Source organism: Arthrobacter sp. SDR-2R, from assembly GCF_057747955.1.
The window spans coordinates 2,398,275-2,412,908 of record NZ_CM173231.1; the positions used below are offsets into that span (position 1 = coordinate 2,398,275).

General features: G+C 67.0%; 14 protein-coding genes. 10 read left to right on the top strand and 4 right to left on the bottom strand.

The features are described from left to right. Nucleotides 1-7: 7 nt before the first annotated feature. The 3 genes from AC3ANU_RS11165 (at nt 8) to AC3ANU_RS11175 (ending at nt 3,152) form a co-directional block, all read left to right on the top strand. The gene (locus tag AC3ANU_RS11165; protein WP_018769449.1) at nt 8-1,360 is read left to right on the top strand and encodes an extracellular solute-binding protein; all 1,353 of its coding nucleotides are present in this window, start codon (nt 8-10) and stop codon (nt 1,358-1,360) included. 2 nt (nt 1,361-1,362) lie between these two features. Continuing rightward, nucleotides 1,363-2,244 (top strand): carbohydrate ABC transporter permease, encoded by an 882-nt coding sequence (locus AC3ANU_RS11170; RefSeq protein WP_134164662.1) that lies wholly within the window; start codon nt 1,363-1,365, stop codon nt 2,242-2,244. 74 nt (nt 2,245-2,318) lie between these two features. After that, nucleotides 2,319-3,152 carry a carbohydrate ABC transporter permease gene (locus AC3ANU_RS11175; protein WP_018769447.1) on the top strand — a complete coding sequence of 278 codons (834 nt, stop codon included), beginning with the start codon at nt 2,319-2,321 and terminating at the stop codon, nt 3,150-3,152. Here the strand turns inward: AC3ANU_RS11175 and AC3ANU_RS11180 are convergent. Further along, nucleotides 3,149-3,382: a hypothetical protein gene (locus AC3ANU_RS11180; protein WP_018769446.1), complete on the bottom strand. Its 234-nt coding sequence runs from the start codon at nt 3,380-3,382 to the stop codon at nt 3,149-3,151. The genes AC3ANU_RS11175 and AC3ANU_RS11180 overlap by 4 nt on opposite strands. A 109-nt stretch (nt 3,383-3,491) precedes the next feature. On the opposite strand from AC3ANU_RS11180, the gene AC3ANU_RS11185 reads away from it, so the two are divergent. From AC3ANU_RS11185 to metE, 7 genes are all read left to right on the top strand, one after another. Beyond that, nucleotides 3,492-4,499, top strand: a complete 1,008-nt coding sequence (locus AC3ANU_RS11185; protein WP_478223295.1) for an AAA family ATPase — start codon at nt 3,492-3,494, stop codon at nt 4,497-4,499. A 6-nt stretch (nt 4,500-4,505) separates the two neighbouring features. Continuing rightward, on the top strand, nt 4,506-5,408 hold the full coding sequence (locus AC3ANU_RS11190) for a DUF58 domain-containing protein (RefSeq protein ID WP_488314536.1): 903 nt from the start codon (nt 4,506-4,508) through the stop codon (nt 5,406-5,408). After that, nucleotides 5,398-5,877, top strand: a complete 480-nt coding sequence (locus tag AC3ANU_RS11195) for a hypothetical protein (RefSeq protein ID WP_488314537.1) — start codon at nt 5,398-5,400, stop codon at nt 5,875-5,877. The genes AC3ANU_RS11190 and AC3ANU_RS11195 overlap by 11 nt, the downstream gene beginning before the upstream one ends. Then, the gene (locus AC3ANU_RS11200) at nt 5,877-7,832 is read left to right on the top strand and encodes a vWA domain-containing protein (RefSeq protein ID WP_056390635.1); all 1,956 of its coding nucleotides are present in this window, start codon (nt 5,877-5,879) and stop codon (nt 7,830-7,832) included. Before AC3ANU_RS11195 ends, AC3ANU_RS11200 begins: the two co-directional genes overlap by 1 nt. Next, complete coding sequence (locus AC3ANU_RS11205; protein ID WP_488314538.1) at nt 7,829-8,545, top strand: hypothetical protein; 717 nt, start codon at nt 7,829-7,831, stop codon at nt 8,543-8,545. The genes AC3ANU_RS11200 and AC3ANU_RS11205 overlap by 4 nt, the downstream gene beginning before the upstream one ends. Nucleotides 8,546-8,875: 330 nt before the next feature. Next, on the top strand, nt 8,876-9,841 hold the full coding sequence (locus tag AC3ANU_RS11210) for a methylenetetrahydrofolate reductase (RefSeq protein ID WP_018769440.1): 966 nt from the start codon (nt 8,876-8,878) through the stop codon (nt 9,839-9,841). Nucleotides 9,842-9,948: 107 nt separating this feature from the next. Then, nucleotides 9,949-12,288, top strand: a complete 2,340-nt coding sequence (metE, locus tag AC3ANU_RS11215; RefSeq protein ID WP_144599801.1) for a 5-methyltetrahydropteroyltriglutamate--homocysteine S-methyltransferase — start codon at nt 9,949-9,951, stop codon at nt 12,286-12,288. A gap of 27 nt (nt 12,289-12,315) precedes the next feature. On the opposite strand, the gene AC3ANU_RS11220 is transcribed toward metE, so the two are convergent. The 3 genes from AC3ANU_RS11220 to AC3ANU_RS11230 are packed head-to-tail and all read right to left on the bottom strand — an operon-like array spanning nt 12,316 to nt 14,550. After that, nucleotides 12,316-13,032: a hypothetical protein gene (locus AC3ANU_RS11220; RefSeq protein WP_268003220.1), complete on the bottom strand. Its 717-nt coding sequence runs from the start codon at nt 13,030-13,032 to the stop codon at nt 12,316-12,318. Nucleotides 13,033-13,080: 48 nt separating this feature from the next. Beyond that, entirely contained in the window at nt 13,081-13,587 is a 507-nt protein-coding gene (locus tag AC3ANU_RS11225) for a DUF2004 domain-containing protein (RefSeq protein ID WP_018769437.1), read from the bottom strand. 45 nt (nt 13,588-13,632) lie between these two features. Next, nucleotides 13,633-14,550: a LysR family transcriptional regulator gene (locus tag AC3ANU_RS11230; protein WP_026265795.1), complete on the bottom strand. Its 918-nt coding sequence runs from the start codon at nt 14,548-14,550 to the stop codon at nt 13,633-13,635. Between the last annotated feature and the right edge of the window lie 84 nt (nt 14,551-14,634).

The following is a 14,634-nucleotide window of genomic DNA, read 5'->3' on the forward strand; positions in this document are numbered from 1 at the left end:
GAACAGCATGCTTCGCCGGACATCGAAAACCGTCTCCCTGCTGGCCGCCGTGGTCCTTGCCCTTGCGGCCTGCACTCCCGGAAACCCAGCCGAGGGAAACAAGACCATCAAGGTGGCCTACCAGAAAACGGATTCGTTCAAGACCCTGGACACCATGTTCCAGGATGCGAAAAAAGAGTTCGAAGCCGCACACCAGGGCGTCACCATCGAACTGCAGCCCATCCAGGCGAACGACGACGACTACGGCACAAAGCTGGCCCTGGCCCTTCGCTCGCCTGCCACTGCTCCGGACGTCTTCTACGAAGACACCTTCAAGGTCCGCTCCGACGTGGACGCCGGGTACCTCCTGAAGCTGGACAGCCGGCTGGCCGGATGGGGTGACTGGGACAAGTTCAGCGACGGCGCCAAGGAGGCCGGGAAAGCGGACGACGGCGGCACGTACGCGGTGCCGCTGGGCACCGACACCAGGGCCATCTGGTACAACAAAAAGGTCTTTGCGGCCGCCGGCATTGGGTTGCCGTGGCGCCCGTCCAGCTGGCAGGACATCCTGGACACCGCAAGGAAGATCAAGGCATCCAACCCGGACGTCATCCCCTTCAACATGTATGCCGGCAAGGGCACAGGTGAAGGGACCGTGATGCAGGGCTTCTATGAGCTCCTCTATGGAACCGGGGCAAGCCTCTATGACACGGATTCGAAAAAGTGGGTCGTTGGGTCTGCCGGCTTCAAGGACTCGCTGACCTTCCTCAAGACCCTTTACGGCGAGAACCTCGCAGTGGCCCCGGCCGAGGCGCTGGACCCGAACATCTGGAAGAAGGTGTTCGGTGAATGGTTCCCGAAAGCAAAGCTCGGGGCGACCGTGGAAGGCTCCTACGCGCCGTCGTTCTGGCAGGCCGGCGGAAGCTACGCGTGGCCGGGCTACGAACAGGACATGGGCGTGGCCCCGTTCCCGACGCAGAACGGCGGCGCCCCCGGCGCGGTCAGCATGTCCGGCGGGTGGACCCTTGCCGTCGGGGCGGAAACCAAGCAGCCCGACCTTGCCTTCAACTTCCTCACCACGGCACTCAATGCCAAGAACTCGCTGGCCTTCACGGTGGCCAGCTCACAGATCGCCGTCCGGACCGACGTGGCCGCCGACCCCGCCTACCAGTCCGCCAACCCGTTCGTGAAGGACGTGTCCGGCCTGGTGGCCGTCACCAAATTCCGGCCTGCCACCTCCGACTATCCGCGGATTTCCGCTGCCGTCCAGGAAGCCACCGAGGCCGTGATCACCGGCAGCAGGAGCCCTGAACAGGCAGCGGCCGACTATGACACAGCCGTGGCCGGCATCGTGGGCGGCGACAAGACCGTCCGGAAGTAGCGTTGGCGGCCCACCACCGGACACGGCAGCTGCTCCGCTACCTGCCCGTCCTGCCTGCCGTCCTGCTGCTGCTCGTCTTCCTGGCCGGCCCGGTACTGTGGGCCTTCCACGCCTCGCTCACCAACGCCGGACTGACCGGCCGCAACGCAAGGAACCCACAATGGGTGGGGCTGGAGAACTACCAGCGGCTGCTGGAGGACCCCGTCTTCCCGCTCTCGCTGGCGCTGACGGTCCTGTTTGTCGCAGGCTCGGCAGTCCTGGGCCAGAATGTGCTGGGACTGGCCCTCGCCGTCCTCATGCGCCGCGCACGTCCGATGGTCTCGGCAACTGTTGGCACCGCCGTCGTGGCCGCCTGGGTCCTGCCGGAAATCGTTGCCGCGTTCGCCGCCTATGCCTTCTTCAGCCGCGACGGCACGCTTAACCAATTGCTGGGCCGCTTCGGTGCGGGGGAAACCGACTGGCTCTACACCGTGCCCATGGCCGCCGTGATCCTGGCAAACGTGTGGCGCGGGACCGCCTTTTCCATGCTGGTGTACCGGGCAGCGCTCAACGGCGTCCCGGCAGAGCTGACCGAGGCCGCGCACATGGACGGGGCCGGTGCCTGGCAGCGGCTGGCGTTCATCACGCTGCCGGTGATCCGCGGCAGCATCGCCACCAACCTGATGCTGGTTACCCTGCAGACCCTGGCTGTCTTCACCCTGATTTGGGTCATGACTGCGGGCGGACCGGCCAACGGCAGCACCACGCTGCCTGTCCTGGCCTACCAGGAAGCCTTCAAATTCGGTGACATCGGCTACGGCACCGCCGTAGCGTCCGTCCTCATCCTGATCGGCGCCGTCTTTGGCGCAGCCTATCTCCGCCTCCTCAGTGAGCAGAAGCCGTGACTGCACCGAAATGGGCGGGACGGCGGCTCCCGCAGCAACAGCCCGGCCAGCCCAGCCCCAGCCGTCCACGCCGAGTGCAGCCCAGGCGCGGCCGTACCCGGGGCAACGCGTGGGCGGACGCGGTCCTGGTGCTGATTGGCGCCTGCTTCCTGCTGCCGTTGTTGTGGCTGGTGTTCGGTTCCGTGGATCCGGCCGCCGGACACGGCACCAGGGTTCCGCAGCAGCCCGGCCTGGACAATTTTGCTGCCGTCCTGACCCCCGAACTGCTGTTTCGTCCGCTGTGGAACAGCCTGCTGCTGTCCGCGGGGACCGGAACGGTTACCCTGGCGGCGGCCGTGCTTGCGGCGTACCCGCTCTCCCGCTACCAGTCCAGGTTCAACAAGCCGTTCCTGTACGGCATCCTGTTTGGCACCTGCCTTCCCGTTACCGCCATCATGGTGCCGGTCTACGGACTGTTCGTGCAGCTGCACCTGCTGGATTCCCTGCCCGCCACGGTGCTTTTCCTGGCCGCCACCAGCCTGCCGATGGCGATCTGGATGACCAGGAACTTCATGGACGCCGTGCCTCTGGCCCTGGAGGAGGCGGCCTGGGTGGACGGCGCCTCCAGGCTGGCCGCCCTGCGATCGATCGTGCTTCCGCTTATGCGCCCGGGCCTGGGTGTGGTGTTCATCTTTGTGTTCATCCAGGCCTGGGGGAACTTCTTCGTTCCGTTCGTACTCCTGCTGTCCGAGGGCCGGCAGCCGGCGGCAGTGTCGATCTTCAGCTTCTTCGGCCAGCACGGGGCAGTGGCCTACGGCCAGCTGGCCGCATTCTCGATCCTCTATTCGGTCCCGGTCCTGGCCCTCTACGTCTTCGTGGCACGCGGCTCCGGCAACTCGCTGGCCCTTGCGGGCGCAGTCAGGGGTTAGTCGATGTCCTCAAAGACCACGCCGAACGGCAGGGTGTCGTCGAGGTGGGCCTGGTGCCCGGTGGAGCCCGGGTTGTACACCACCCGGACACCGTGCAGCTTTTCCGCCGCAGACTGCATCAGGACAGGCCGGACCGTATCGATGAACATCTGGCTCTTGTCGGCGAGGTATTCCTTGTAGGTGGCTGGAAGCTCGATCATGGCAAAAGGATAGACCTGCAAACCCCGCATGGGGAGGGGTGCCCATTGCCGGGTTCCGGGCGCCGGGCTTGGATAGGATGGCGGGCGGGACACGGCCTTCCGGACCGCGCGCCCATCACCGTCTTCAGGGGGAGATCCAGTGCTTTCGACCAGCGTGCCCGCAAGAATCCAGCCTGCGGAGCTGGCCAGGGCGCAGCAGGTGGCCGCCGGCGTCGCACGCAGTTTCGATGCCAAGGTGGTGGGCCAGTCCCGGCTGCGGGAATCGCTGCTGGTGGGCCTGCTGACCGGCGGCCACATCCTGCTTGAGAGCGTACCGGGACTGGCCAAAACCACTGCGGCCCAAACGCTGGCCGAAGCCGTCAGCGCCGAATTCCGCCGGATCCAGTGCACCCCCGACCTGCTGCCCAGCGACATTGTGGGAACCCAGATCTACGACGCCGCCAAGGGAACGTTCCGCACCCAGCTGGGGCCGGTCCACGCCAACATCGTCCTGCTCGATGAAATCAACCGGTCCAGCGCCAAAACCCAAAGCGCCATGCTGGAGGCGATGCAGGAACGCCAGACGTCCATCGGCGGCCAGGACTACCGCCTCCCGTCGCCGTTCCTGGTCCTGGCAACGCAGAACCCCATCGAGCACGAGGGTACATACCAGCTGCCCGAGGCCCAGATGGACCGCTTCATGCTCAAGGACGTCCTGGACTACCCCAGTCCTGCGGAAGAGGCGCAGATCATCGCCCGGATCGACGCCGGCGTCTTCACGCCGGAACAGAAACCGGCGGCGGCCGCTTCCCTTGATGCCATCCTGGAGATCCAGGAACTGACCAGGCGCATCTACATTGACCCGGCGGTGATCAACTACATTGTGGGCCTGGTGTACGTGACACGGAACGCGGCCCAGTACATTGACGCCCGGCTCGCCGGGTTCATCGAGTTCGGCGCCAGCCCCCGTGCGAGCATCGCCTTCAGCCAGGCCGCCCGCGCCGTGGCACTGCTGAACGGCCGCGACCACGTCATTCCCGAGGACGTCAAGGCGCTGGCCCATCGGGTGCTGCGGCACCGCCTGATCCTGAACTTTGACGCGGTGGCCCAACAGGTTCCGGTGGAATCGGTAATCGATGCGGTCGTCGCCGCTGTCCAGACTCCCTGAACCCCTATGGCCGGCCTCCTCCAGCGGGTGAAATCGAAGATGGCCATCTTCGCCCACCGCAAAGCCCGCGGCATGCTCGACGGCGAATACGGTTCGGTGTTCAAGGGCCGCAGCCTGGACTTCGATGACCTGCGCGGCTATGTGCCCGGGGACGAAGTGCGCGACATTGACTGGAAGGCCACCGCGCGCCACGGCTCACCCCTGATCAGGCGCTACGCCGCCGTCCGCCGGCAGACTGTCCTCCTGGTCACCGATACCGGGCGCAACATGGCGGCGGAGGCCCGGTCAGGGGAGGCGAAGAAGGACATTGCCGTGCTCGCCCTGGGGGTCCTTGGCTACCTGGCCCACCGGCACGGGGACCTGGTGGGGCTCGTCTGCGGTGATTCAACGGCCACGCGTTCCCTGCCCGCAAAGGGCGGCGAGGCCCACCTGGAGCGGCTGCTGGGGCACGTGGACTCCCACACGAGCCTCGACGCGGCGCCCAGCCGGATCCAGGAACAGCTCGAGTACACGGCGCGCACCATCAAGGGACGCCACCTGCTGTTCGTCGTCGCGGACGAGATTGCCGCAGACGATGCCATGGCCCAACTCCTCCGCAGGCGGCGCGCCCAGCACGAGATCCTCTGGCTGACCGTCAGGGACGCAGACCTGGCACCATATCCCCTGACCGGTCAGGTTCCAAGCGCGGAGGTGGACTACTGCAGCGTGGCCGATTCCGCCCTGCTGCCATGGCAGCCTGCTGCGTCCGCCGCGGTGAAGGCCGCTTACACCAGGGCCACCGCAGAGCGCGACGCGGCGCGCAGGGCCATGCTCCGGGCCGCGGGGATTACTGAGGGGGAGGTGGCAGGCAGCGGAGACGTCATCACGGGTCTCTTCGCCCTGCTGGAGAGGCACCGGCGTGCAGGCTGATCCCGGATTCTATGGCCCGCTGCAGTACAGCCCCGCCTGGCTGTGGTGCGGCGCAGCACTGCTGGCACTGGTGGCCGGGTGGTACGCCTACGTGTTTGCCTCCACCCGCAAGGCGGAACGCTCAGCGCAGCGCAGCTCCAAGCCCGGCAGGTCCGCCCTGACCGACCTGCCGGCCCTCAAAGCCGCGTACCTTCAGCGCATCAACGAGGTGGAGGAGGCAGCGGCGGCCGGGCATCTCGAGGCACGCGGAGCGCACCAGCAGCTCAGCCTGCTGCTGCGCGGGTTCGTCCGCGATGCAACCGGAGTGGACGCCACCAGGATGACGCACCACGATTTGGCGCGCCACCCGCTCCCGGCGGCGGCCGACGTCGTCCAAGCTCTGTACCCCGCTGAATTCGGCCCCGGTCCGCTGCAGTCCGTGAGCGTGTCCGCAGCAAAAGCTTCGGCGGCGGTGCGCTCGTGGAGCTGATGTTCTGGTGGCTGCTGCCGGTTGCGGCCGCTGCCGCAGGAGCGGCGGTATGGGCTGCCTTGCGCAGCAACCGGTTGTCCAACGGACGACGGCGGCCGGTTGCCCACGCCGACAGGCTGACCGCGCTGCCCGAATACCAGGCAGCCCTTCGCCGGCACCGGCGGTGGCTGGTCCTGGCCGGTGCCGCCTGCGGCGTGCTGCTGGTTTCCACTGCGGTTGCGGCGGCCCGCCCCCTTGACGTGTCCACCCTCCGTCCGGAGCAGCACAACCGCGACATCATGCTCTGCCTGGACACCTCCGGATCGATGAGCAGTGCCGACGCGGCAGTGGCGGACGTCTTTGCCGGCCTGGCACGGGAGTTCGACGGTGAACGGATCGGCCTGACCATCTTTGACAGCACCGCCATCCAGGTCTTTCCACTGACCGACGACTACCACTACGCCCAGGAGCAGCTCCACCTCGCGAGGGACGCGTTCGACGGCAAGCAGGGCAGCTCCGGATTCTTCGACGGCACATGGAGCGGCAGGGGTTCGTCACTGATAGGCGACGGCCTGGCATCGTGCATCAACAGCTTTCCCGGCTCCGACGCTGCGGGAAGCAACGCTCCCCGGCGCTCGCGGTCGGTGGTGCTGGCCACGGACAACTTGCTCTCCGGTGAACCGATCATGACCCTGGACCAGGCGGCGCGGCTGGCCAAGGACCGATCGGTGCACGTCCACGCGCTGAACCCGGGGGACCTGGACTATGGCAGCGGGACCGGCCAGCCCGGTGCCCAGCTCCGGGCGGCAGCGGAGTCCACGGGCGGCTCGTATTACGCCCTGGACAGCCCTGCTGCCGTGGCCGGAATAGTCACCGCCGTGGAGAGAACTGAAACGGCGGCCATCCAGGGCGCGCCGCGTGCTGTGTTCTCGGAGGTACCTGACCTGCCGCTGGCTGCTGGGCTGTTGTCCGCCCTGGCCCTGTGCGCAGTCCTGTGGCGGCTGCAGCGGGGCCGCCGCGGCAGCAGGGGGTGGCTGCGGCGGGGCGCCGTGGTGCTGCTGGTCATGGCAGCCGCCCTGCGGCCCGGCCTGCCCGGCGGATCGGTCCAGGCTGCCGCCGCCGACCTCAACGTGTTCTTCGTGGTGGACACCACCACCAGCATGGTGGCCGAGGACTACGGCAACGGCAGCCCGCGGCTGGAAGGCGTCCGGAAGGACATCATGGCCATCGCCGGGCAGTTGCCCGGCGCCCGCTTTTCAGTCATCACGTTCGACACCACCGCCCACGTCCGCATGCCCCTCAGCACGGATACGCTGGCACTCGAGACCATCACGGATGTCCTGGAACCCCAGGTGACTGCGTACGCCAAAGGCAGCAGCATCACCGCGGCGAGGCAGGTGCTCGCAGAGCAATTGGCCGCCGCCAGGGACGGCCATCCGGGCCGGCCCCGGCTGGTGTATTACCTGGGCGACGGCGAACAGACCAGCGGCAGGGAACCCGGGGCAATGACATTCGACGGCGGCCTGGTGGCCGGGGGAGCGGTGCTGGGCTACGGGACGGCGGCGGGCGGCCGGATGAAGGAGAACAGCGGACAGAAGATCACCGGACAGGAGAACAAAGGACAGGACAACTCAGGGCAGGAGGACGACGGCGGCACGTATGTCCAGGACAACCGCGCCGGCACCAGCGGAGACGCACTGTCGGTCATCGACGAGGGGAGGCTGCGGACCATCGCCGGCCAGCTCGGCGTGCCCTACGTCCACCGCGCCGCCGGCGATCCCGTGGGGGACATGATGCAGCAGGCACGCCCCGGCAGGGTGGAACGTGCGGATGGAGACGGCCCGACGGCGGCCGCAGCCGAGCTGTACTGGATCTTCGCCGCCGGCGCCTTCCTGCTGGCCCTGCCGGAGGCGGTGGGCATCGTCCGGCAGCTGTGCGGGTTGCCCCGCATGCGCCGCAGCGGAGGGGACCGGTGACTGCCAGGGCCCGCAGGAAACGCCTGCTCCTCTGGTCGGCGGTGCCCGTAATGCTGCTGCTGTGCGTCGCCGCCAAACTCCTGAGCCTCAATGTTCTTGCGGACCGTGCCGCGACCGGTTTTGCGGCAGGGAATGCGCCCGCCGTGGATTCCGCAGCAGAGGGCCTTGGCCTGGCCAACCTGGTGGAACCGCACAAGGCGCCGTTCGCTGCCGGTGACGCCGCGGTGCTGGCAGGTGACTATGGGGAGGCGAAGGCCCTGTTCGAACAGGCGCTGGGACTGGTCCCGGACGGAGCCGGCGATGAATGCCTGGTCCTGGTGAACCTTGTCCTGGTGACCGAACGCCTGGGCGACCAGCGGCTCCAGGCCGGGGACCCGTCGTCGGCCGTTCCGCTTTTCAACGAAGCACTGGCAACCGCCGGGCAGGCACCGGAAGGCTGCCTGTCCCCGGACGCGGCAGCAGGAGCGGACAGGAGGTTGGCCGAAGCGCGGGAACGGCTGGAAGGAAAGCTTGGCGCCGCCGGACGGCCGGAGGACCCGGAGGATGCGCCGGGAAATGAATCCCCGCAGGACGGGTCAGCGGCTGCACAGCAAAGCCAGCTGGACCGGCTCCAGGAGAATTCACGGCAGGCCCAGCGGGAGCGGAACAGCGGGCGCGAACGGGAAGAATACCTGGACAACGGCACTGGCACGGCGCCGGACCGCCCTTGGTAGAACCCCGCCAGGCGAAGAAAATTCTGCCGCCGCAGGAAACAGCCCGTAAAAGTGCGTCTTAATTCGGCCCCGACTTGTCCCGGCCCCGCCCGGCCCCATAGAGTCATAGACAAGTTACCGCGGTAACGTGTCAGCGATCCTCCGTTCCGGAGGGTGTGGGTGCCCCCATGTGGGCCTGACATTTGCTCACGGACTACTTCATTCAAGGCGTAACAGTCGCGGCTGCGTCCTCGTGGAGTCCCTCCGTGTTCCCCAAACTCAAATTCATTGCCGGTTTCCTGTCCTGTTTCGTGGCAGGGAACCCCCAATGGCCCAAAGCCAAGGACGCAAATGTCACCACCAAGCCTGATTGACGCACATCCCAACCTCTCCGACACCGCTCCGGTGGCGCTTTCCTATGAGCTGTTCCCGCCGCGCTCTCCCGCGGCAGCGGAGACGCTCTGGACCACCATCCGCGAGTTGGAAGCCACTGAACCGGACTACGTGTCCGTCACGTACGGCGCCAGCGGATCCAACCGGGACACCGCCGTCGAACTCATCAACCGGCTCCTGCTGGAAACCACGCTGCGGCCGCTGGCCCACCTCACCTGCGTGGGCAACACGCCGCAGGAACTTGCCGCGATCGTCGGCGAACTGCTGGACACCGGGGTTCGGGGCATCCTCGCCCTCCGCGGAGACCTTCCCAAGGACGCCAGCGCCCCGGCCACGGGTTCGCTCCGGTACGCCCAGGACCTGATCGAACTCATCCGCCGCGTGGAGCAGCGCCGGTCGGCCCTGCTGTGCGCAGGAAAGATCGCAGTGGGCGTGGCTGCATATCCAACCCGGCATCCGGAGTCGCCCAGCGAGGAGCACGACGTCGAGGTGCTGCTTGCCAAGCAGCGGTCCGGCGCGGATTTCGCCATCACCCAGGTGTTCTTCGAGACCAGGCAGTACGCCGACCTCCTCACCCGGGCCCGCCGTGCCGGGGTGACCATCCCGATCATCCCGGGCGTCATGCCGCTGACCAGCCTCCGCCGGTTGAACCGGCTGGGCCAGCTGACGGGCGTGGAACCCGCCCCGGAACTGATGGCCCGCCTGGCCGCAGCGGACTCCGACCTCGAACGCCTCCACATTGGTGTCGACGCCACCGTTGACCTGGCCAACGCCGCCCTTGACGCGGGTGCACCCGGCATCCACATCTACACCTTCAACGAGCACCAGAGTGCCTTGGAAGTGCTGGACAAGCTGGCCCTGCCGCGGCGCAGCCGTCCCGGCACCCGCCGCGAATCGATCGCCCGCAGCCAGCTCGCCAGCTGACCGGCGCCCACCTCACCAGCTTTCCTTCACCCACGCAGCGTTCGTACACGCCGCGTTCATCCGTGCTGCGTTCATCCGCGCACGCCCTCGACATCAGGAGTAACCCCATGACTGAACAGAACACCGCCCGCACGCCGTTTCCGGCAGCTTCACTCCTCGGCTACCCGCGGATCGGCCGCCGCCGCGAACTGAAGAAGGCCGTTGAGGCCTACTGGGCCGGCAGGATCGACGCCGGCGCCCTGGACGCCGCCGCCAAGGACATCCAGCTCAGCATCGCCAAACGCCTGCAGGAACTGGGCCTCACCGAAGCCGCAGCGGTCCCGGGCACGTTCTCCTACTACGACCAGGTCCTGGACACCACCGCGCACCTTGGCGCGGTACCGGCCCGGTTCGGCAAGCTCCTCAACGCCGGGGGCCAGCTGGACATCGACGGCTACTTCACGCTGGCCCGCGGCAACAAGGAACAGCAGCCGCTGGAGATGACCAAGTGGTTCGACACCAACTACCACTACCTGGTTCCGGAGATCGGCCCGGAGACCAAGTTCACCCTTGCGTCCACCGCCAAGGTTGACGAGTTCGCCTTCGCGCTGGCCAACGGCATCGAGACCCGCCCCTACATCGTGGGCCCGGTCACCTACCTGCTGCTGTCCAAAGCTTCCGACGACGCCCCCGCCGGCTTCGCGCCGCTGTCCCGCCTCGAAGACATCCTGCCCGTCTACGTGCAGCTGCTCGAAAAGCTCGCCGAAGCAGGCGCCGGCTGGATCCAGCTCGACGAGCCTGCACTCGTGGTTGACCAGGACACCCCGGCCGTCGAAATCGAAGCAGCCGTGGCCCGCGCCTACGAGGTCCTCACCGCTGCGGCCAACCGCCCGCAGATCCTCGTCTCCACCCCATACGGTTCCCTCGACGGACAGCTTGGGACCCTCGCCGCCACCAACATCGACGCCCTGCATATCGATGTCTTCAAGGGCGCCGTCCCCTCCGCAGCGGCACTCGCCGCGCTGGGCAACAAAACCCTGGTTGCCGGCGTCGTGGACGGCCACAACATCTGGCGCAACGACCTCGCCGCTTCGGCTGCCAAGCTGGATGAACTGACGGCAGCTGCCGGCAGGGTCACCGTTTCCACGTCCACCTCCACCCAGCACGTTCCCCATGACGTCGAGGAGGAGACACAGCTCTCCCAGCAGCTCCGCAGCTGGCTGGCGTTCTCGGACCAGAAGGCCGTGGAGGTCAAAACCCTCGCGTCCTACCTGGCCGACCCCGCTTCCGCCAAGGCCGCCATTGACCAGGCAACCGCCGTGATCGCTTCCCGCGCCTCCGCAGAGGGCGTCCGCCGCGCTGACGTCCGGGCCCGCACCGAGGCACTGACCGCAGCCGACTTCACCCGCTCCGACTATGCGGTCCGTGAAGCGGCGCAGGAGGAAGCACTGCACCTGCCGCCCCTGCCCACCACCACCATCGGCTCCTTCCCCCAGACCTCGGACATCAGGTCGGCGCGCGCCCGGAACAACAAGGGTGAGCTCACCGACGACCAGTACGCGCAGCTGATGAAGGACGAAATCAAGCGTGTGGTGGAGCTGCAGGAAGAGCTCGGCTACGACGTCCTGGTGCACGGCGAACCGGAGCGCAACGACATGGTCCAGTACTTCGCCGAGAACCTCGAGGGCTTCGACGTCACCGTCCACGGCTGGGTGCAGTCCTACGGTTCACGCTGTACGCGTCCGTCCATCCTCTGGGGCGACGTCACCCGCAGCGCCCCCATCACCGTTGAGTGGGCCAAGTACGCCCAGTCCCTGACCAGCAAGCCGATGAAGGGCATGCTCACCGGCCCGGTCACCATCCTGGCCTGGTCCTTCGTCCGCGACGACCAGCCCCTCGGCGAGACCGCCAACCAGGTCGGCCTGGCCCTGCGCGACGAAATCGCCGACCTGGAAGCTGCCGGCATCAAGGTCATCCAGGTGGACGAGCCCGCCCTGCGCGAACTGCTCCCACTGCGCAAGGCCGACCAGGCGGATTACTTGAAGTGGTCTGTTGACTCCTTCCGCCTGGCCACCGCCGGCGCCGCCGACTCCACGCAGATCCACACCCACCTCTGCTACTCCGAGTTCGGCGTGATCATCGACGCGATCGACGGGCTGGACGCGGACGTCACCTCCATCGAGGCTGCGCGCTCCAGGATGGAGGTTGTCCACGACCTCGAGTCGCACGGCTTCGGCCGCGGTGTGGGCCCGGGCGTCTACGACATCCACTCGCCGCGTGTTCCGGGCGAGCAGGAAGTCACCGAGCTGCTGGCCACCGCCGTCAAGCACGTTCCGTCCCGCCAGCTGTGGGTCAACCCGGACTGCGGCCTGAAGACCCGGGGCTACGCCGAGACCGAAGAGTCCCTGCGCAACCTGGTCAAGGCCACGCAGACGGTCCGGGCCGGCCTGCTGGAGGCGGCCAAGTAAGACGGGAAACGACGCAACCGCGGCCGGTCACCCCAGGTGGCCGGCCGCCGTCGTCTGCGTCATCCGCCACCCGCTGACGGCCAGCCACACGGCCGCCACAACAATGGCCACAATGCCCACAAGCGTGGGCAACGAATTGGCTGCCGAAAATCCGGATTCCCCGATGATCCACCCCTGCGCCACATACGCCAGCCCGGACAGCGCCATGAGGTAGCCAACAATCCGGGAGGTGTGGCGGGCTGCGGCCACAGCAACACCAACCAGTACCAAGGCGGCACCCAGCAGGATGCTCTGGTAGCTGCGCATTCCCCATTCCAGCCAGCGGATGCCTTCAGCCGTGGCAAAACGGGGCGGCTTTTCCGGGTCCGGGGCAGCAGCCCACGCGTCCACCGCCTGTTTCAGGGCCACCCCGTCAACTGCCTGCAGGGCGGCGTAGAGCACAACTGCAGCAGCGGCGGACAGAGCACCAAACCGTGCGGCCCAGGCCAACGGGCGGCGCTGGACGCCGAGCGCGGTGCCCAACGTAACAAGTCCGGCCCCCACCAGCGCCATTCCCACGAACTGGCCCAGGTGCACGGCGGTCCAGATTCCGCTGTTCGCATAGGCGGTGAAGGACGCCACATGGTCGTTGGCGTCGTGGGACTCAGCATGCAGGATGCCGGCGAGAATCGAAACAAGCACGCCGGCGAGGAGCAGCGACGAAGCCAGCCGCCAGATGCCACGCCTGTCATCAACCACATCCATGGCCGCCCACCCTCCTTGGTGCCCGGGCGCTGTCGACCGGTCGACGGCCTAGGACTCCCAGACGATCTCGTCGTCCACCACGCCGTCCTGGTCGGCGGACGCCACCAGGACCTCGTCCGTGAAGTGCTCGCCCAGGGTGAAATCCAGGACAAAGTAGCGCTCGGGCTGGCCGGGGTAAATGCCCACATGGCCAAGTTTGAGGGCCTTGAGGAAGACCTCGTTGGTGAGCTGGCTGCGGTCCTGGACACCGAACACCTTGTGCAGGTGCTCGTCTTTGAGGGCGTTGCAGTGGAAGTGCAGATACTCCTGCGGACTGGTGCCCTCCTGCTCAAGTTCCTCAGCGATCATCTCGCGGACCTCGTCCACCAGTTCCGGCAGGAAGCGCAGCCGGTACTCGACCTTGCGGAGCGCGGCTTCATCGAAGTTGTCGTGGGCGTTGATGTTCAGGTCGAGTTCCAGCGGGTGGCCACGCAGCTCATGTTTGGCGGCAAAGAGATGATCCATGCCGTGGTTGAGCTCGATCTCCCCAAAGTGCTGGCTCGCTACCTTGTTCATATTCTCAACATAGACCCGAAGGGCAGACCATTCCAGCGTTCTGCCCTAATTCACTGCCGTGCGCATCCCGGCAAGGGTTTCGGCCAGGAGGTCAACGAAAAGCTGCACCCGTGCCGTCTTCCGGTCATTGATCAGCAGCGCAAACACGTTCCGGGCCAGCCGGATCTCCGGGACGTCCAGCACCACAACGCCTGCCGGCTTGTTCCGGAGCGCGAGTTCCGGAACCAAAGCGGCTCCCAGTCCTGCGGCGGCCATCTCCAGGCTGGCATGGAAATCGTCACTGTGCGCCACCACCCTGGGGTGCAGGTTGCAGCCGGCAAACAGACGCTCGATCACCATGGCGTCACTGGTGCCGGGATGGTGCATGATCCACGGCATCTCCGAGAGGTGGTCGGCCGCGACCTTCGCGTCGGCCCGGAAACCCCAGCCGGCAGGCAGCACCACCCGGAAATCGTCGTCGCCAATCCATTGCCTGTTGATGGTGTTGGGCCAGGCGAAGCCGGTCTGGCCCACCTGGAACACCACGGCCAGGTCCAGGTCGCCGCCGGTACGCAGCCCCTGGATGGTTTGGCCGGGTTCAGCCACGGACACCCGCAGGTCGATCCCAAGTTTCTTCCACGCCGGGTTCTTCAGGATCCGCGGCAGGACATACGTGGCCAGGCTGGGGAAGATCCCCAGCCGCAGTTCCTGGCTTTCCGTGGCCTGGGTCCTGGAGGCGGCGGCCATCAGTGCCTCGATATCCGTGAGCACCTTTGCGGCGTGCCGCGTCATGACGACGGCGGCTTCCGTAGGAATCACGGCGCGCGCCGAACGCTGGAACAGGATGGTGCCCGTTTCCCGCTCCAAAGCCGACATCTGCTGGGACACGGCGGAGGCCGTGTAGCCGAGCGTTGCCGCGGCGGCAGCAAACGATCCCAGCCGCGTGACTTCAAGGAGGGTCTTCAGGTGCACCGGGTTTAACACCAGCCCACAGTACTTCACCCATCCACAGCCGGCACGGCACCGAATAGCCAGTTGTATACGCAGCCCAGCGGCAAATGTTCAGCA